Here is a 17,434-nt window from a genome sequence, read left to right as displayed (position 1 = left end):
AGGCGATAATCTTTCTCTCATAATTCATTAATAAACAAAATCTTTATAGAAGAAGATTTTGTAGTTCACATTTGGTTAAAGTCTTGTCTGATAATTTGTTAAAATTTCAAAATAGCAGGCATCAATTTATGGTATTTATTAGCCAGTTACTGTAGCATCTTACCTAAAAAAATTGAAAGCTTTTTTCTAAGCCATTTTTGATTTCAACAATCAAGTATAAATATAATATTCAAATATAAAAACTAGAAAATCCTTTTAGTAGAAAAAATACTACAGCGATGTCTTTTTGAGGTATTGCTCTGTGAAGCTATTGATTTATAGGTTTTTGGGTGTTTGCGGTAGGTTTTTGATAGAAATTCTGAAGCATACCTGATGTAGAAATGCCAAATCCGATTAGTACAAAAAAAATACTGTACTTAGTGTTTATCTACCTTTTTCAAAATCATCAGGCTCAGTGGATTGGTGTTGTAGCCAGAGATGTTGTTTTGCAGCATCACCACCGACTGATCGTAGAATAAAGGTACAACCGATGCCTGATCCATTATCATCTGATCCATTTTGCGATACAGCGCGAAACGTTTTTCGTTATCGGTTTCGTAATAACTTTGTTCAAAAAGCCGATCAAAATCTTTATTGTAGAAAGCAGTATAGTTTGGCCCGAATGGAACCTTGTTTTTAGCGTAAAACATGGACAGGAAATTTTCTCCATCGGCATAATCTGCCAACCAGGAAGCACGGAAAAAATTGACATGATTTTTCGAAATCAGATCGCGCAGACTGGAACTTGGGCTAACATCAACTTTAACCTTTATGCCAACCCCTGATAATTCCCCTTGAATAAATTCAATCAAATCTTTATATGTAGTGGTCGTGTTAAGGGTAATTTCCGGAAGACCCTGTCCATCTGGATAACCAGATTCTGCTAACAATTTGGCGGCCAGTTTCGGATTATAATGGTAGCCTTTTACCAAAGTACTGTCGAAACCGGGCATCCCCTTTGGAACATAACCAGAGTTTGCCGGTATCCCAATTCCATTGCGAAGATATTTGATGAGCTTTTCCTTATCAATGGCGTAGTTAATGGCCTGTCTGATCTTTTTTAACTTTAAAGGTGAATTTTTAACTATAGCCAGATTCGTATCGATAAGAATACCAACGTATTCTGTACAGAGATAAGGACTTTTAATTAACTGAAATTTACCTTTGTACTTAGCAGTCATTTTACCACTTTTGGTCAGGATATCATCGCGGTAACTGCCATCTACATTGTAATAGAAATCAAGATCCTTTTTAAGGAAACTCATAAAACCGCTTTGCTTGTCGGTAATGAAAGTAGCCTTTACTGCATCTAGGTAAGGTAATGGTGCTCCTTTCCCATCTTTTTCGAAATAATGCTCGTTCTTTAACAGCACCAAAATTTCACCTTCCTTCCAGTACTTAAACTTAAAGGGGCCCGTCCCAATTGGATGACTTCTGAAATCTTTTCCATAATGCTCCACTACTTCTTTCGGAACTACCGAACAATATTGAGTGGTGAGCAGGCTCATAAATGGCGGAAACGGACGCAGCAACTGAATCCTGAAAGTAGAGTCGTTTAATGCAATAAAACTAGATTGCCCCTGAACTTTGTCGCTAAAAATCCATCCACCGGAAGAGGCTACTTTTGGATCAATCAGGCGATAAAAACTGTAGGCAAAATCACTCGCCAGTACTCTTCTGCCCTTACCATTTTTAAAAATAGGGTCGTCATGAAAATAGACATCCTTACGGAGATGAAAGGTATATTGAAGGGCATCTTTAGATATTTCCCAGCTTTTGGCAATACAAGGTACCGCCTGAAGGTTTTGGTCTACCTGAACGAGTCCGTTAAAAATCTGATTGGTCATCCAGATGGCATTCTGATTGCGTGCGAAGGCCGGATCCATAGAAGTTAATCCCTGGTCGAGGTTGATGTTAAATACCTTTTTGGTCTTATCAGTTGCATTTTCCTTGCAGGAAAAACAAGTTATACAGCATAAAAACCAAAATATATACTTAAATGAGCCTCGCATGAATGAAGGAATGTTATTTTTGCACAAAATAATAAATTTAATGCAGATGTCTTTTTTAAACGATTTATTTATCGGCCTTGATGCCACTAAACAAGAAGAATTACAGGAACGTTTAGATCTGGTAGAACATAAGATTAAGTTTATGGATAAAGTTCCGGTGGCTTGCCTCGGTGTAGACAATAGCGTGGGCTATCTATTATCTGAAGAAATAACACTTGCAGGTGGGATGATCGAGGCAGATCCTTTAAGTGCTGTATTTATTATATACTATCAACCGGGAAAAACACTTACCGACCTGATGCGTGAAGTACCAGCGGCTCTGAGTGCAGATTGGCAGGCTGTACAGAATAATAGGATTATTTTATTAAATGATGATGTTGAGCGTGAGCGCAATGCAGAAAATGCCGTAGCCTTAATTGAAGATATTGCTGAAATGCTTCATCCCGGCTCATTTATTTTTGGGCATGAGGGAGATAAGTGGATTAGATTTGGGGTTTAAAACTTTCAAACACAACAAATAAAACAAGGTTTATGAAACAAAGTGCTGGTTTACTACTTTACAGGAAAATTAATCAGCAACTGGAGTTTTTTCTCGTTCACCCTGGAGGGCCTTACTTTGCCAAAAAAGATGCAGGTTTCTGGACCATCCCTAAAGGAGAACTGGAGGAGAATGAAGCGCCTTTAAATGCGGCAATACGAGAATTTGAAGAAGAAACAGGTTTTAAGCCCTCTGGTTCATTTATTGAACTTGGCGCTATTACTCAAAAAGGGGGGAAAAAGGTGTTTTGTTGGGCTTTGCAAGCTGATGTTGATCTTGAAAACATGAAGAGCAATCTTTTTGAAATGGAATGGCCTCCACGTTCAGGCAAAATGAAGGCATTTCCAGAGATTGATCGGGCAGCCTGGTTCAGTTATGAAGATGCTGAAAAGAAAATTAACGAGAGACAAATTCCTTTTTTACTGGAAATAAAAGATAAGCTATAGATTGAAGCTCAAAGGCAAAAGCATTCTGCTCCTTTAAGGCTTTCAGCTTTGTGCCTTCAGCTTCTAATAGCAAGTTCTTCTCCTCCCTAAAACATCAATCCGGGATATATTCTAAAGAAAACCTGGCCGGCCATGGGATTCTTTCCATACAAATTATTTAACGCTGCGTTGGTATTATAGAATGAAACCTGTCCGCCAACAGCAGTTCTGAATTTCTTGAGTTGAAAAAGATCATAGTTTACGCCCAGGGTAAATGCATTTACGCCAAACAAATGCTCATTGTAAGCAGGTTCAGCTAAATTAAGTTCTTCAACAGACTTTTGCACCCACTCGTATCGGGAGTATAATGACCATTTTTGGTTTCTATAAGCTCCTTCTATCAATATTGCATTTTCGCCTTCATGCCCTTTTGTTTTGTTGAGGCCCCAAAGTGCGGTGGCATTAATACTTTTTTCTTCACCCAGTGGGAGGGCGTAAATCACCGAAGCTATAGTTCTGTTTACATTTTCTCCGGCGTGCATGGATTCGGGACTTTTAATCCAGCCCTGCGAAACCTGGAGTGCCCAGTTTTTATTTGGATTAAAGGAAAGTCTGGCGCTGTAAGAATCAAAGCGAGGCTTGTCGAAGTCAAAGCGGTTTTCATCGGGTTCTCTTCCGGTAAAAGAGGAAGCTTCTATTTTAAATTTATCGTAACGGTAACCAACTGTGGCTACGCCAAAGGTAATGTGTGTGCCATCGTTCCAGTGGTGTGAAATTGGCGCATCCGGATTAGACAACGAGGAAGGGCGATGCATAAAAGCTGCGGATCCCAATGCAGGCTCTCCGGGGTATCCCAGATATAGAGACAAATCAGATTTTTTGGAGAAGGAGTAGGTATAGCCCACAGAGAGTTCCGAGAACAAGTCGTGAGGATGTTGCCTGTCTACCAGCGGTTGACCCTTCCAGCTCTCGCCTGTTTGAAACAATAGGGGATAACCCGCTCCACCCTCTGTAAGCCGATCTAAAGAAAGCATCGAGCTGAAATGAAAAAGCCCTTTTTGGCCAACTTTTCGTTGGCCCATAAACATAAACCAGTTAGGTGCGTCAAATTGGTCACCACCTCTGCTTCCTTTATCTCCAATATCCTGTTTGGTATAGCGTAGAGCAATGTTTCCATGGAGCATATACATCCATTTTTTAGCATGAAACATTAGTCCGTACATGGGGGAAGCATCCGGTAGCCAGGACGTGCCTGAGCCATTACGTTGCATAGGGAGGTTTAAGGAATAGGCATGGCTCATAGGTACATCGCTTTGCATTTTACTCCTGCCGTGCATGCTGTGATCCATGGCTGTCTTGGCAGTATCACTAGTTTTTTTAAGACTGTCGGTTTTTACAGTCGGATGTGTTTCGTGTTGTGCATTTGCTGAGTAGCCCAAACCAATTAATAAGAGCGGAAGCATTACAGGTTTTAGTTTCATGGTGTGAATATCATTTGTGTGGTACAAAAATAATCTGGCAGCGTTTCTTAACTGTTACATCATTTTACTAATGATTTATATAATTATAAGTTTTTCAATATCAGGGTGTAATAAAATTTATTAAATAATATTTGTTTCGTACGAAAAACATCGTACCTTTAATTTATGAAGAAGAATGATACTGTAAACAGTTTACCAGAACCTACTAAAGCAGAGCTTGAAATACTACAGGTGCTTTGGGAGTTTGGCCCCTCTACGGTTCGTTTTGTAAATGATAAGCTTAACGAGAATAGGGAAGTTAATTATACTTCTACACTTAAGCAGATGCAGATATTAACAGAAAAAGGAATCTTAAAGCGTGACGAAAGCCAAATGAAGCACATTTACATTCCAGTAGAAGCAGAAGAAAAAACAAAAGATCAATTGTTAGACCGTTTTGTGAAAACACTTTATAAAGGTTCTGCCGCTAAGTTGATGATGCAATTGTTGGGTAATGAGAAAACCTCGAAAGCAGAAATAGAAGAGATTAAGCGGTTGTTGGATAATATTGAATGATTGAAGGATTGAATGAGTGAATGAGTGAGTGATTGAATTAGTGAATGATTGAATGATTTTTGAATGTTAAAATGGCTCAAAAATGGAATTGAAGTTAATGAGTTTTTTGCCTGAAAACTGGCTGAATGCGTTAGGGAATACCCTTTTTCATTCTTTATGGTTAGGTGTGTTAATGGCATTGCTGGGTGGCATGGTGGTTTTTTTAACCAGCAAACAACGGGCTACACTGCGGTATAATTTGCTGGTGGTTTGTTTAGTACTTTTTGTGGGGGCTACCACCTTTGTTTTTGCCAGGGAAATCCAGCAATCCAAAACCCTCGAAGTTTATCAATCATTAACCACTAAACAAAATCTAAAAAATACTACGCATTCTGGTGCCTATTTCTTTGCTGAGCGAAGAGCCACTTTGAATAACGTAATTGATCAACTTCTTTATTTTTGGCAGCAATATGCAGCGCAGATTGTATTGATCTGGTTCCTGGTTATCTGTTTTAAAAGTTTACAAATGTTGACCGGGCTAAGGGGGATTTATCAACTGCGGCATAAAGAAACCTACGGAGCTGGTAAGCTTTGGGAAGACAAACTGCAGGTGCTTTGCAAACGCCTGGAAGTATCTCAAACGGTAAAGATTTTACAATCTCGCCTGGCGCAGGTACCTATGGTTATTGGACACTTCAAGCCCCTGGTGTTAGTACCATTGGGATTGTTGAATGGACTTTCTGCCACAGCGGTAGAGGCGGTGCTGGCGCATGAGCTTGCTCATGTTAAACGCAGAGATTATTTAGTGAACTTTCTACAAAGCTTTATAGAGATTATCTTCTTCTTCAATCCTGCAGTGATGTGGGTATCCTATTTAATCAAAACTGAGCGAGAGCATTGTTGTGATGATTTGGCCATTGCCTGTGTTCAAGATCGTAAAAATTACGTTAAGGCCCTAATTTTTTGTCAGGAGTTTAAGCGGAGTGCACCTGCTTATGCCATGGCGATAAATGGTAAAAAAGGTAAACTGCTCAATAGGGCGAGCAGAATGTTATTCAATACCAATTCAACATTAAACAAAATGGAAAAGACAATATTAAGCTGTGCATTAGTATCCGTTGTGATATGCACAGCAGCTATTAGAAATGAAAGCAGGGCAAAAATGCCTTCAAATACTCAAATGACGAGTTATCACGTTGCGGTACAAGATACTGCGAAAAAGAAGACTCAGAAAGCCAGGGAAAAACAGGTTAGCTCCGAGAATCTTGAAAAAGAGATTAACGAAAAAGTATTGAAAGCCGAAAAGGAGCATCTGGAAAAGAGCAGAAAAACAGAAAAACAGAAAAGAGAGCAGGCATCGGATCAAAGGCAGCATCTGAGCGATCAGCAGAGATACCTCCGTGAACAGAAAAAGTACATTGATGAGCAAAAAAGGTATGCAGACGAACAGCGCAAATATGCTGCAGAGCAAAAGCGTTATCATCTGGAAGCTAGCCGGGTATCTAAAGAGAGCGGCAATATGAACACCCCTAAGGTACCTCCTGCACCACCACTGCCTGCAGCAGCACCTCTTAACCAATATGTTCCACAGGCCATCCCCACACCCAAGGTTCCGGCAACACCACCGTCTCCCGCTATTTACAAGGCTCCTCCTGCGCCACCACTACCACCGAAGAATATCGGAAATGTAGAGGTTGAAGCAGGTCGTAATGTAGATCTTAAAAGTGGCGTAAATGTAAGTGTCAAAACAAATTCTGCACGAAAAGTAACGACCAAAAGTGTTACCAATGGTGATGGAAAAGATTATTCTGATGAGATTAATCAGGATCTTCTAAGAGACCATATCATTACTTCTCTTCAAAATCTATCTTATAAACTAAATAAGAACAACTTAATTGTTAACGGCCAAAAATTGGAAGGAACCATTCATCAGAAATACAAGGAAAAATACCTTAAAAATAGCAACCACTCGCTGTTGTATAATTATAGCGTATATAACTGGTAAGTAAGGATATATAAGATTTGTATAATAAATACACCTTTTGGGGATAATAAATCCATGTCCAAAAGGTGTATTGAATTGTGTAAACTAATTTAGATGTACACTCTTTCTAAATTCCAGCGGCTTTAAGCCTGTTTGCTTTTTAAAGAGCCTGGTAAAATAAGATGTATTTTCAAAACCCAGATGATAGGCAATTTCAGCAACGTTCTGTTCTGCGTTTCTAAGTAGGTTTTTAGCTTCAGAGATTAGCGAAAGGTGAATCAGTTCTAAAGCGGTTTTACCCGTCTCCTGCTTCAATAAGTCGGTAAGATAGCGTGGAGAAATATACAATAGTTCGGCTAAATGGTTTACTGATGGCAATCCCATTTCCTGCAACTTTCCGTTTTTGATGTAGTCTTGTAATGCATGTTCAAATTTGCTGATCGTTTTTCCAGATAGTTCTGTACGATTGATGAACTGCCTTTTATAGAACCTTTGAGAATACATCAGGATTGAAGCCACATGGCCAAGCATAATCTCCTTACTGTACTCGTCCTGATTATTGTTATATTCTATTTTAATCTTATCTAATAATTCCCATATGGTTCCCTCTTCTTTCGGCGATAGATGAAGCGCTTCATTTACTTCATAATCAAAAAATCCGTATTTCTGGATGATGTTATAAAGCTCATGTCCAAAAAGATAGTCCTCATGTATAAAGATCATAAACCCTGCTTCTTCAAATTCCAGGCCCCTGAGTTCGATAATTTGACGAGGTTTCATGAAATACATAGAGCCATTGGTATTATCATATGGCGTACGACCATACATAATTACGCCCGATTTCATTTTCTTGAGTGCGATTACATAACCATCAATACTGAACTCACGGTCGCCAAGCGGACAAGAGTTCTGACAGCCAATAATGCTGAATAGCGGGTTTTCTGGCTCTTCCCAGCCATTAGCGCGGTGAAGTTCGCTCAAGGTTTTGTAATGATTCATAGCAGTAAATTTAACTATTCTTCTTTGTAAAAAGTATCGAGAAATGAGTATCAAGTATCAAGATGGGTTTTCCTTGTAACGAAATCGGAACCAGAGGATATTCAACTCCCTACTGGTCCGATTCGCTCTCTCGCTGTTTATCCATGAGCAGCAATACTCACTGCTTTCCATGTTTCAATGTCTTTTAACCGTTGTGCATATACCTGTTCCATGGCCTGAAAAGCAATTTTACCAAGTAATAGTCTTAATGGAGGATTTTCGCTATCTACCACTTCTAATATTGGGGCAATTGTTGCTTCTGGTTTACCCCAGATCTCGGGATTTTCACCAGTTTCAGCAAAAGCCTTGCGTACAGGAGCATAATCTTCAATCTCTGCGGATGTTTGTGCTGCAGAAGCGCCAGCCCAATCGGTAGCGTAACCATTAGGCTCTATTAAGGTCGCTTTAATACCCAAATGTGCCACTTCTGTTGAGATGGTTTCAATTAATCCTTCAACCGCAAATTTTGATGCATTGTATAAACCTAATAATGGCAGGGTTGTCAATCCCAGAAAGCTGGAGATCTGAACAATGTGTCCACTTTTTTGCTTACGGAATATTGGAAGTACTGCTTGTGTTACCCAAAGTGAACCAAAAAAGTTAGTTTCCATTTGTTGTCTCGCCTCCGCTTCTGAAGTTTCTTCAGTTGTTCCGAATAAACCGAAACCAGCGTTATTAATCAGTACATCTATATTGCCGAAATGTTTTTCGATGTGATTAACTGCTTCCAATACTTCATTGCGGTTGGTTACGTCTAACTTAACAGGAAGGATGTTATCACCATAGATGGCCACTAAATCTTGTAAGGCTGCTGTATTTCTTGCTGTTGCAGCTACTTTATCACCACGTTTTAAAAAGGCTTCTGCCCATAGTTTTCCAAATCCTTTTGATGCTCCTGTTATAAAAATAATCTTGCTCATAATATTGTGTTTTTTAAATATCAATTTGATACATCAAAGTTAAGGGCTGGGGCTATGGATAAATAACCCATTTGAGCGGAAGAATAGCACAGAAATACGGGGAGCTTAATTTCTATCATTTATCTACAGAAATCTGATGAGCAAGAGGTGTTGAAGGTCATCTATTCTTAATCATATCCTATGCCAATGACAACAAAATAGGCTGCCCTTTTAAGACAGCCTAATCAGTAATTTTCAAGAAAGATTATGTTTAAACCGTAACTACAATTTTGCCTGCAGTTCTTCCGGTATCCAGCTGTGAATGCGCTTCTTTCATTTGTTCAAAGGCGAATTTTTGAGCTATGTGTGCTTTAATAATTCCTTTTTCCAGGAGCGAGGCAATTTGCTTCATATCTGCTCCATTAGATTGAACCAACACGAAATAACCTTTTACACCTTTAGCAATGGCAATTTCGCTAAGCTCCTCATTTAATCCGGAGGGGATGCTAATCACTGTACCTCCGGTTTTAGTAATTTTTACAGACCTTTCGAAATTCTCTCCTCCAATGGCATCCAGCACAAAGTCATACTCATCTGCCTGCGTGTCCCAGTTATAATCCTGATAATCGATATGCACATCAGCGCCTAAGCTCAAAACAAAATCTTTATTTTTTGCTGAAGAGGTTCCGGTAACATGGGCACCAAGATGTTTTGCTATTTGTATGGCAAAATGGCCCACACCACCTGATGCTGCATGGATGAGCACTTTTTGACCTGGTTGAACCTGAGCATTATGTACCAATACCTGCCAGGCGGTTAATGCCGCCAGGGTAGCGGCGGCGGCTTCATCGTGACTGATATTTTTGGGCTTAATTGCCAGTTGATTAGCTGGTGCTGCTATATATTCTGCATAGGCTTTACCATGTCCGGGAAAATTAATCATTCCAAAAACTTCATCACCAATTTTAAAAGTATCACTTTTACTGGCTTCTACTACGCCAGAAATGTCCCAACCTAAGATTATGGGATTTTCATCCTTAATTCTCCCGTAAAATCCTTTTCCCTGACTGCTTTTTACATCCACCGGATTAATGCTTATCGCTTTCATTCTAACTAACACTTCTCCAGGCTGCAGGCTCGGAATTTCTAATTCAGTATACACTAACTCCTCAACACCACCCGGTGCGTTTAATTTAATAGCTTTCATTTTCTAAATTTTAATGGTTGATTTGATAAACCAAAATTAGCGTGGGCTAGAATCAATAAATAATCCGAATAAGCGAAATAATAGCACAGAATTACAATTTAGTGCAAAGGAATAATGGTGTGGAGTTAGTGATAGATATAATTTGAATAGGGCAGAGTTTTCGTTTCATGCGCCCCAGGGGCTAAGGGAATTACCGCTTAACGGTAATCGTTCTTCCTGTAACCAAATGGAAGGTATAGATTTTGTAAAGTCCATCATCATCAGTCTCAATGCTTTCTACAATTCCAGTCTTGCTGAAAGTATCTGTTACCATATCACCCACCTTAACGTCCTGAAGTACATCATTTGGGGTATCTGCATTTAGTCTGATCATTTTACAAAGATAAAGTTGTTTTGGGTATTTTCTTTAAAATAAAGGCCCGTTTAAACTATAAACGAGCCCTTTTATATATTTGGTTAGTGTGTTTTATGCGGCCATTTTACGGTGATCAACTGAAATTACGCCATTGCCCTCAATAGCAAAACAAATTAAGCCAATTAATACAGCAGCCGAGAACCAGAATTCTGAGTAAGGTTTAAAAATTCCGTAAGATAAGTTGATAAAGAAAACGGCTCCAATCAGGATGGGTAAATTAAGTAAGCAGAAAAAACGAGTGTGCGTACCCAATGCAATAGCTAAACCACCCAAAAGGTGTAATCCGATGATTAAGTGAGCCAGTATACTAATTGATACTGCTGTGCCCAACATCGCCCCACGCATCAGTTCATTAAAAGCCTGCATGTTGCTGGCAAAATCAATGCCCTTCCAAATAAGTACAACTCCTAACATAATTCTGAAATAATCTAACCATTTGGGGTGGTTGTTGTCGCCCCAGTCCTGTATTTTCTTGAGCAGTTTCATAATTTCTATATTTTTGGTTATTTCAATTTACAAAATGTAGACTGAAAATCAAAATATTACATCATTTATCTTCTCCTATTATGACAAGGAGCTTACGCAACTTTTCCTACCTTGTAAAACTGAGTGTAAAGACCAGACCTTAGTACGCCATTTAGGAATATGGGTTCTGCCAATGCTATAAATGTGGTATTTTTACAAACTTTCCGTTGCAGATAATTAATGATACTTTCTATATGAAGAATGAGCAGTTGCTTGAATTGTTTTCCAGAACTAAAGAACCCATAGCAATTTTTGGTAGCCCCGAACTACATATTGGCTTTGTAAATGAGGCCATGCTCAGGCTTTGGAATAAAGAGGAGGGAGCATTAAACAAGCCTTTAGCACAGCTGTTCCCTAATGGTTTTGCTGGTCTTTCTATTAATGATCTGGAGCAATGTTGGCAATCAGGTCAAAACAGGCTATTTGCTGCGGTTGCAACTCATGGTCTTAAGAACCAAAATTACGAATCCTTGAACTATGATTTTTTCTGTCAGGTTTTGATTGATGAGGACGGTGAAACCAGGGCATTAATTTGTTCGGCAACTGAAGCGCCAGCTAACGCTGCAAATAATTCAATGCTAAATCAGGGGCAGGATGATGTCGTTGTCAGAAATTTGCGTAAACAGTTAGAATACAGCAGGTATCGGGAAAAGCAAATGGTTATGGCCGCACCTTTTGGTATGACAATTTTAAAGGGGAGAGATTTAATTGTTGAACTGGCCAATGCAGCGATGCTAAGCATCTGGGGAAGATCAGAAGAGCAGGTGCTGGGTAAGAAATTGATGGATGTTTTTCCCGAACTCGATGGCCAGCCTTTTCCAATAATGCTCAATGAAATTTTCCAGAAGGGCAAACCGCTTGCAGTTCGTGAAATCGCTGTAGATATAGCGGGATCTGATGGCTCAAGCAAAAGGCTTTTTGTAGATTTTACCTATGATCCTATTTTCGATGAAGCAGGAAAAGTAGATGCAGTGATGGCTACCGTTGTAGATATTACAGAAACTGTAGAATCCAGAAAGCAGCTGGAACAACACGAAATTCAACTGCAGGAATATAACGAAGAACTTGCGGCAATAAATGAAGAGCAGGAAGCGGCTAATGAGGAACTTTTAATGGCTAACCGGGAGCTGGCATTGACCCAACAGCTACTGGGGAGCTCCAATAACCGCCTTATAGAAAGCGAAGGGCGAATGCGTAGCGTAATTTACCAGGCTCCTGTAGGTATGTGCGTACTCAGAGGCCCTGAACATACCATTGAGATGGCCAATGAGGCCATCCTCAAAATTTGGGGGCGAAATGAAATGGATGTGCTTAACAAACCACACCATACCGCACGGCCAGAACTGAAAGGACAGCCTGTTTATGGCTGGCTAGATAATGTATATAGTACAGGTATCCGTAAGGTAAACAGAGAGTTTCGCGTCATGCTGCGTGATGGAGAAGGACTTCGGGAGGCGTTTGTAAATTCCATATATCAGCCATTACTTGATGCTGAAGGTACTGTAAATGGTATCTTGGTTATTATAGAAGATATTACTACCGCGGTTAGGGAAAGACACAGTGCTGCCCGAACTCAGGATATGTTCAATTTGGCTATAGATGCTGCAGAATTGGCTACTTTTTACTATGATCCCCTTACGAACCTCTTTTCTGGGAATGATTTACTCAAAACATGGTTTGGACTTAAACCTATAGAGCAAATTGATCTTTCACTGGCTACAGCAGTTATAGATCCTTTAGATAGGGATCGTGTTATTTCGGCCATTGAACAGGTGCTCCAAACAGGTTCATCCGGAAAGTATGAAACAGAATATACCATCATCAACCCCAGAACAGGAATTCCCCGGGTAGTGAGGGCAAAAGGGCAAGCTTATTTTGATTTAACGGGCAAAGCTTTAAGTCTCAATGGAACGCTTCAGGATATTACTGAGAGAAAACGGGAAGAAGAACGAAAGGATGATTTTATCGCCATGGCAAGCCACGAACTTAAAACTCCGCTAACTTCCATGAGTGCTTATATTCAATTGGTGAGAAAAAGGGCGCTTAAAGAAGATAACTCATTTGTGGCCTCTGCATTAGAAAAAGCTGAACAGCAGGCCGCCAAGATGGCGACGATGATTAATGGATTCTTAAATGTTTCCAGACTGGAATCGGGAAAAATCTATATTGAAAGGACAGTTTTTGACCTGGCTACGCTTTTTCAGGAGGTGAAACAGGATTATGCAGCCTTAAGTGCTCACCATGAAATATTTTTCCCTCAGGTTCCTCATCTCCATTTGCATGCAGATCGGGAAAAGATTGGGCAGGTGATGGGCAACCTGATCAGCAATGCGGTGAAATATTCGCCATCGGGAAGTAAGGTTGAGATTTCCTGTGAGGTAAAAGAGACTGAGGTAGAAGTTGGGATAAAGGATAATGGCATGGGAATAATGGAGGAAGATCAGCAACATATCTTTGAGCGATATTACCGGGTTAAAGGCAGACAAATGTCTGATATAGGAGGCTTTGGCGTTGGTTTGTATCTCTGCTCGGAAATTATTCAGGCACACGGCGGAAGAATTTCAGTTTCAAGTGAACTGGGAAAAGGTTCTACGTTCAGCTTTGCGTTGAAACATCATTAGGAATGAAAGATGCGGCAGGAAGGCGAATATATTTTAGCTTTCTCTTTAACTTAATAGCATTGATGGCGCAGCGAGATATTGTTTGAATGTCTGCACTGATTTTATATTTTTACTAAATATTTCGCTAAATTTTTGGCTGAAAGGAGATTATATGAAAGCTAAAGTAATTGCTCCGGGAGGAGGTCTTTTTAGAAGCCACAAGGCTTACTCTCCAGAAGAAATTTTGGCTTCTGGAGGCACTACTGCTTTTGGGGTAAAATCTGGTAAAAATAATCAAACGCTTATTGAGGCTTTGAAAAACTCGCCAAGTGCAGAGCCTTTTAGTGATAAAGAGTGGGAAGATACATTTAAGCCCTGAAGCTTTCCAATGTTTTAATTGCAATATTTTGCCAAAAGCTCATCCGCGGTATTTCTCCCCAATGCATGGATTTTTTGCCAATCCAGGCAAGCACCTTTCAGGTTTCCTAACATTTGTTTACAGATCCCTCTACGATACAGGTTTTCTATATCATCCCCTTTAACTTCAAGTGCTTTATCGTAGTGGAAAAGTGCTAGTTCATAATCCTTATCCTGATATGCTGAATTGGCTTTCTGAGAGCTGAAATAGGATGGCATGCTTTGTTCCATACTCAGGTATCTTAAGTTTTGACTCATCAGTACTTTTACAGGTTTGTAATTGTAATAAGCCGGTGTCCACATGTTCTTTGCAGCGTTAAATGCCTTAGTGTACTCCGCATCTACTTTTGGACTGATCCCTTGGATGATCCTTAGGCTATCCGGATGACCTTGGCTATCTATGACAAAAGTGGAAAGAAGTTCTGCATTTTTTATCCCTAACTTCTTTTTTTCAAGCTCGTCGTAAACGTATCTCAGGAAGGATTCCCCCTGAAATTGAGCGTATATTTTTTGTCCAGACTTGAAAGTTGTATCATTATTCTTGATAGAAAAAATATCATCTGGTGTAAGTGCGATATTTTTCTGAATAATCTTTTCATTATACAAGGTATACTTGATGGATTTAGGATCGTCAAGAGCTCCGTTGGCGTCGCCACTGATTAATACCAATTTGTTTTCACTGCTCTCCATTATCTTCATGGTATTCATAACAGAACCAGCCGTAGTTTTAATCGAAAGCCTGTTCCCTTTAATTGAATATAAGTAACGAGACCCTTTTTCCTCATATACACTGGAAATATTAATCTGGTCTGGGGCCGTAAATGTGTATTTTACATAGGTATACTTGAGAATATTGTCATCCGGTAGCTCGTCATCGGTGAGATAACTAACCTTGGTTGCAACATAAGAACCGTTTAGCTGTGCTTGAGCCTTGCAAAACAAAAAAGTGGATAGCAGCAGGATAATGCTAAAGCTTTGGCATTTGAAAATTTTTGATTTCATGTATAGAGCATTAAAAAAGATAAATATAAAACATAGACAATACATAATAAAAATGAATGCGTTTATTCCTATCTCTTATTCGGATTTTTTCTCTTCCTTTTGTTTCAGTTAAGCGCAATTTTACCCCTGTCCGATGATTATTTTTTCTTCCGAACAATCATTTAAAAAATTTCCAACTATATTGGGCAAAGTTGGTTATTCATATTGGTTTCTTTATTTCTCTCTATGACTAAAAATATTTTTATTGCCTCTGCCGAACCTTATACAGGAAAATCAGTAATTGCCTTTGGTATGATTAACATGCTGCTGGCCAAAACCAAGAAAGTAGGCTACTTTAAGCCCGTTATTGCTCAGGAGGATCCTGACAAAAAAGATGAACATGTAGAGGCCATGTTGGATTACTTCTCACTCCCAGTACCCTATGAGGATGCTTTTGCCTTTACCAGACAAGAAGTACTTCATCAATCTGAAGACAGTGGTGCCATTATCAATACCATTATCAGCAAGTATAAAAAACTCGAAGATAATTACGATTTTACCGTAATTGAGGGCAGCGATTTTTTGGGTGAAGGCAGTGCTTTTGAGTTTGAATCAAACGCCCTGATGGCGAAAAATCTGGGAGCGCCTGTGCTCATCGTCGTTTCAGGAAAGGGAAAGTCTGCCAGTCAGCTTTTCAAAACCGCCATTAATATTTACCGTAATTTCCTGCTTCGTGATGTTCAGGTGTTAGGCGTGGTGGCCAATATGGTTAATCCGGAAGAGGCAGAAAGAATTAAGCAGGCACTAACCAACCAACTTCCACCCGAGTTGTTAATCGCGGTGATTCCTGTAGAGAGCGGACTGCAAAGCCCAACTATGAAAGAGATTACAGCGGCTTTAGATGCCGAGGTGTTATTTGGTGCCGACTTATTGGATAATCAGGTCGATAATTTCGTAACCGGGGCAATGATGTTGCCTAATTTCCTAAGACATATTAAAGACAACCTGCTCATTGTAACTCCGGGCGATAGAGGTGATATCATTATTGGCTCGTTGCAGGCAAACCTTTCGGCCAACTATCCTAAAATTGCCGGTATTGTACTTACTGCCGGAAGTTTGCCCGATGAACCGATGATTAAGCTGATTGAAGGTTTACAAACCATTATACCGATTATTTCAGTACAAAAAGGGACTTTTGAAACCACTACAACGATTGGTTCTATCCATTCTAAAATTACCATTGATAATAAGAAGAAGATTGCACTGGCAATCGATATTTTTGAGAAGCATGTCGATTTGAAGGCGCTCGATGATAAGATTATCACCTTCAGCTATCAGGGAATTACCCCGCATATGTTCCAGTATAACCTGGTTAAATGGGCAAAAAGAGATAAAAAACATATTGTACTTCCGGAAGGAAACGATGAACGTATCTTAAAAGCCGTTGAAAAACTGATTGCACAGGATATTGTAGATATTACCTTGCTTGGTGATCCGCTTGAAATAGGAAATTCAGTAAAACGACTGGGCTTAAATCTCGACCTGAATGCCATTCACATCCACAATCCTGCACTTTCTGAGCATTATGATGATTATGTGGAAACTTTGCATGATTTACGTAAAGCCAAAAATGTGAATCTGGAAATGGCCAGAGATATGATGACTGATGTTTCCTATTTCGGCACCATGATGGTGTATAAAGGCGATGCCGATGGAATGGTTTCAGGTGCGGTACACACTACGCAGCATACCATCAGGCCAGCTTTGCAGTTTGTAAAGACCAGACCAGGTGTGTCGGTGGTTTCCTCTATATTTTTTATGTGCCTGCCCGAGCGTGTGGCCATATTTGGAGATTGTGCTGTAAATCCAAATCCCACTGCACAACAGCTAGCAGAAATTGCGATTTCATCAGCTGAAAGTAGTGCCAAATTTGGGATCGAACCGCGTATTGCGATGTTATCGTACTCATCAGGAACCTCGGGAGAGGGTGAAGATGTGGAACGGGTAAGAGAAGCAACAGCTATTGTGAGGCAGCGTCATCCCGATTTGAAAATAGAAGGGCCAATACAATACGATGCTGCCGTGGATCCGAAAATAGGGAAACAAAAAATGCCAAATTCTGAAGTTGCAGGGCGTGCAAGTGTTTTAATTTTTCCGGATTTAAATACTGGAAATAACACTTATAAGGCAGTGCAGCGTGAAACTGGTGCGCTAGCCATTGGGCCAATGCTGCAAGGCTTAAACAAACCGATTAATGATTTGAGCCGTGGTTGCACCGTAGATGATATTTTTAACACTGTAGTGATTACAGCTATTCAATGCCAAGACATTCAATAATA

Annotated in this window: 15 protein-coding genes; 7 read left to right on the top strand and 8 right to left on the bottom strand. The window is 39.8% G+C overall.

Translation table 11 applies throughout. The features are described from left to right. Window positions 1-416: 416 nt before the first annotated feature. Window positions 417-1,925: an ABC transporter substrate-binding protein gene (locus tag BMX11_RS10330; protein WP_245738633.1), complete on the bottom strand. Its 1,509-nt coding sequence runs from the start codon at window positions 1,923-1,925 to the stop codon at window positions 417-419. Between the two features lie 172 nt (window positions 1,926-2,097). Between BMX11_RS10330 and BMX11_RS10325 the strand changes: the two genes are divergently transcribed. Together BMX11_RS10325 and BMX11_RS10320 are read left to right on the top strand one after the other, a co-directional pair. Further along, window positions 2,098-2,550, top strand: a complete 453-nt coding sequence (locus BMX11_RS10325; protein WP_090883949.1) for a substrate-binding domain-containing protein — start codon at window positions 2,098-2,100, stop codon at window positions 2,548-2,550. A 32-nt stretch (window positions 2,551-2,582) separates the two neighbouring features. Continuing rightward, on the top strand, window positions 2,583-3,035 hold the full coding sequence (locus BMX11_RS10320; protein ID WP_090883948.1) for an NUDIX hydrolase: 453 nt from the start codon (window positions 2,583-2,585) through the stop codon (window positions 3,033-3,035). An 86-nt stretch (window positions 3,036-3,121) separates the two neighbouring features. On the opposite strand, the gene BMX11_RS10315 is transcribed toward BMX11_RS10320, so the two are convergent. Beyond that, window positions 3,122-4,495 carry a hypothetical protein gene (locus BMX11_RS10315; RefSeq protein WP_090883947.1) on the bottom strand — a complete coding sequence of 458 codons (1,374 nt, stop codon included), beginning with the start codon at window positions 4,493-4,495 and terminating at the stop codon, window positions 3,122-3,124. A gap of 165 nt (window positions 4,496-4,660) precedes the next feature. Between BMX11_RS10315 and BMX11_RS10310 the strand changes: the two genes are divergently transcribed. Further along, complete coding sequence (locus BMX11_RS10310) at window positions 4,661-5,050, top strand: BlaI/MecI/CopY family transcriptional regulator (RefSeq protein ID WP_090883946.1); 390 nt, start codon at window positions 4,661-4,663, stop codon at window positions 5,048-5,050. 82 nt (window positions 5,051-5,132) lie between these two features. Continuing rightward, window positions 5,133-7,034 (top strand): M56 family metallopeptidase, encoded by a 1,902-nt coding sequence (locus BMX11_RS10305; protein ID WP_090883945.1) that lies wholly within the window; start codon window positions 5,133-5,135, stop codon window positions 7,032-7,034. An 84-nt stretch (window positions 7,035-7,118) separates the two neighbouring features. On the opposite strand, the gene BMX11_RS10300 is transcribed toward BMX11_RS10305, so the two are convergent. The 5 genes from BMX11_RS10300 to BMX11_RS10280 all read right to left on the bottom strand — a co-directional run bounded on the left by BMX11_RS10300 (window position 7,119) and on the right by BMX11_RS10280 (window position 11,058). Next, entirely contained in the window at window positions 7,119-8,012 is an 894-nt protein-coding gene (locus tag BMX11_RS10300) for a helix-turn-helix domain-containing protein (protein ID WP_090883944.1), read from the bottom strand. A gap of 137 nt (window positions 8,013-8,149) precedes the next feature. Beyond that, entirely contained in the window at window positions 8,150-8,971 is an 822-nt protein-coding gene (locus BMX11_RS10295; RefSeq protein ID WP_090883943.1) for an SDR family NAD(P)-dependent oxidoreductase, read from the bottom strand. Window positions 8,972-9,221: 250 nt separating this feature from the next. Further along, the gene (locus BMX11_RS10290; RefSeq protein ID WP_090883942.1) at window positions 9,222-10,157 is read right to left on the bottom strand and encodes an NADP-dependent oxidoreductase; all 936 of its coding nucleotides are present in this window, start codon (window positions 10,155-10,157) and stop codon (window positions 9,222-9,224) included. Between the two features lie 190 nt (window positions 10,158-10,347). Beyond that, complete coding sequence (locus BMX11_RS10285; RefSeq protein WP_090883941.1) at window positions 10,348-10,530, bottom strand: hypothetical protein; 183 nt, start codon at window positions 10,528-10,530, stop codon at window positions 10,348-10,350. Between the two features lie 93 nt (window positions 10,531-10,623). Continuing rightward, window positions 10,624-11,058, bottom strand: a complete 435-nt coding sequence (locus tag BMX11_RS10280) for a DoxX family protein (protein WP_090883940.1) — start codon at window positions 11,056-11,058, stop codon at window positions 10,624-10,626. A gap of 206 nt (window positions 11,059-11,264) precedes the next feature. Between BMX11_RS10280 and BMX11_RS10275 the strand changes: the two genes are divergently transcribed. Beyond that, window positions 11,265-13,718 carry a PAS domain-containing sensor histidine kinase gene (locus tag BMX11_RS10275; protein WP_090883939.1) on the top strand — a complete coding sequence of 818 codons (2,454 nt, stop codon included), beginning with the start codon at window positions 11,265-11,267 and terminating at the stop codon, window positions 13,716-13,718. A 151-nt stretch (window positions 13,719-13,869) separates the two neighbouring features. Further along, a complete protein-coding gene (locus BMX11_RS10270; protein ID WP_090883938.1) occupies window positions 13,870-14,076 on the top strand; it encodes a hypothetical protein in 207 nt (68 codons plus the stop codon). 14 nt (window positions 14,077-14,090) lie between these two features. Here BMX11_RS10270 and BMX11_RS10265 read toward each other — a convergent pair whose 3' ends face one another. Continuing rightward, a complete protein-coding gene (locus BMX11_RS10265; RefSeq protein WP_090883937.1) occupies window positions 14,091-15,116 on the bottom strand; it encodes an energy transducer TonB in 1,026 nt (341 codons plus the stop codon). Window positions 15,117-15,341: 225 nt separating this feature from the next. Here BMX11_RS10265 and pta point away from each other — a divergent pair, with 225 nt between their 5' ends. Continuing rightward, window positions 15,342-17,432: a phosphate acetyltransferase gene (gene pta / locus BMX11_RS10260; protein WP_090883936.1), complete on the top strand. Its 2,091-nt coding sequence runs from the start codon at window positions 15,342-15,344 to the stop codon at window positions 17,430-17,432. Window positions 17,433-17,434: the final 2 nt, after the last annotated feature.

Source organism: Pedobacter rhizosphaerae (assembly GCF_900111155.1).
GTDB classification, from domain to species: domain Bacteria; phylum Bacteroidota; class Bacteroidia; order Sphingobacteriales; family Sphingobacteriaceae; genus Pedobacter; species Pedobacter rhizosphaerae.
This window is presented reverse-complemented; position numbering and strand designations above follow the sequence as displayed.

Excerpts from the sequence above, each read along its gene's own strand:
- BMX11_RS10310 (WP_090883946.1), top strand. The coding sequence starts at position 4,661 with ATGAAGAAGAATGATACTGTAAACAGTTTACCAGAACCTACTAAAGCA.
- BMX11_RS10295 (WP_090883943.1), bottom strand. The coding sequence starts at position 8,971 with ATGAGCAAGATTATTTTTATAACAGGAGCATCAAAAGGATTTGGAAAA.
- BMX11_RS10285 (WP_090883941.1), bottom strand. The coding sequence starts at position 10,530 with ATGATCAGACTAAATGCAGATACCCCAAATGATGTACTTCAGGACGTT.
- BMX11_RS10265 (WP_090883937.1), bottom strand. The coding sequence starts at position 15,116 with ATGAAATCAAAAATTTTCAAATGCCAAAGCTTTAGCATTATCCTGCTG.
- BMX11_RS10320 (WP_090883948.1), top strand. The coding sequence starts at position 2,583 with ATGAAACAAAGTGCTGGTTTACTACTTTACAGGAAAATTAATCAGCAA.
- BMX11_RS10300 (WP_090883944.1), bottom strand. The coding sequence starts at position 8,012 with ATGAATCATTACAAAACCTTGAGCGAACTTCACCGCGCTAATGGCTGG.
- BMX11_RS10315 (WP_090883947.1), bottom strand. The coding sequence starts at position 4,495 with ATGAAACTAAAACCTGTAATGCTTCCGCTCTTATTAATTGGTTTGGGC.
- BMX11_RS10325 (WP_090883949.1), top strand. The coding sequence starts at position 2,098 with ATGTCTTTTTTAAACGATTTATTTATCGGCCTTGATGCCACTAAACAA.
- pta (WP_090883936.1), top strand. The coding sequence starts at position 15,342 with ATGACTAAAAATATTTTTATTGCCTCTGCCGAACCTTATACAGGAAAA.
- BMX11_RS10290 (WP_090883942.1), bottom strand. The coding sequence starts at position 10,157 with ATGAAAGCTATTAAATTAAACGCACCGGGTGGTGTTGAGGAGTTAGTG.
- BMX11_RS10305 (WP_090883945.1), top strand. The coding sequence starts at position 5,133 with ATGGAATTGAAGTTAATGAGTTTTTTGCCTGAAAACTGGCTGAATGCG.
- BMX11_RS10330 (WP_245738633.1), bottom strand. The coding sequence starts at position 1,925 with ATGGATCCGGCCTTCGCACGCAATCAGAATGCCATCTGGATGACCAAT.
- BMX11_RS10280 (WP_090883940.1), bottom strand. The coding sequence starts at position 11,058 with ATGAAACTGCTCAAGAAAATACAGGACTGGGGCGACAACAACCACCCC.
- BMX11_RS10270 (WP_090883938.1), top strand. The coding sequence starts at position 13,870 with ATGAAAGCTAAAGTAATTGCTCCGGGAGGAGGTCTTTTTAGAAGCCAC.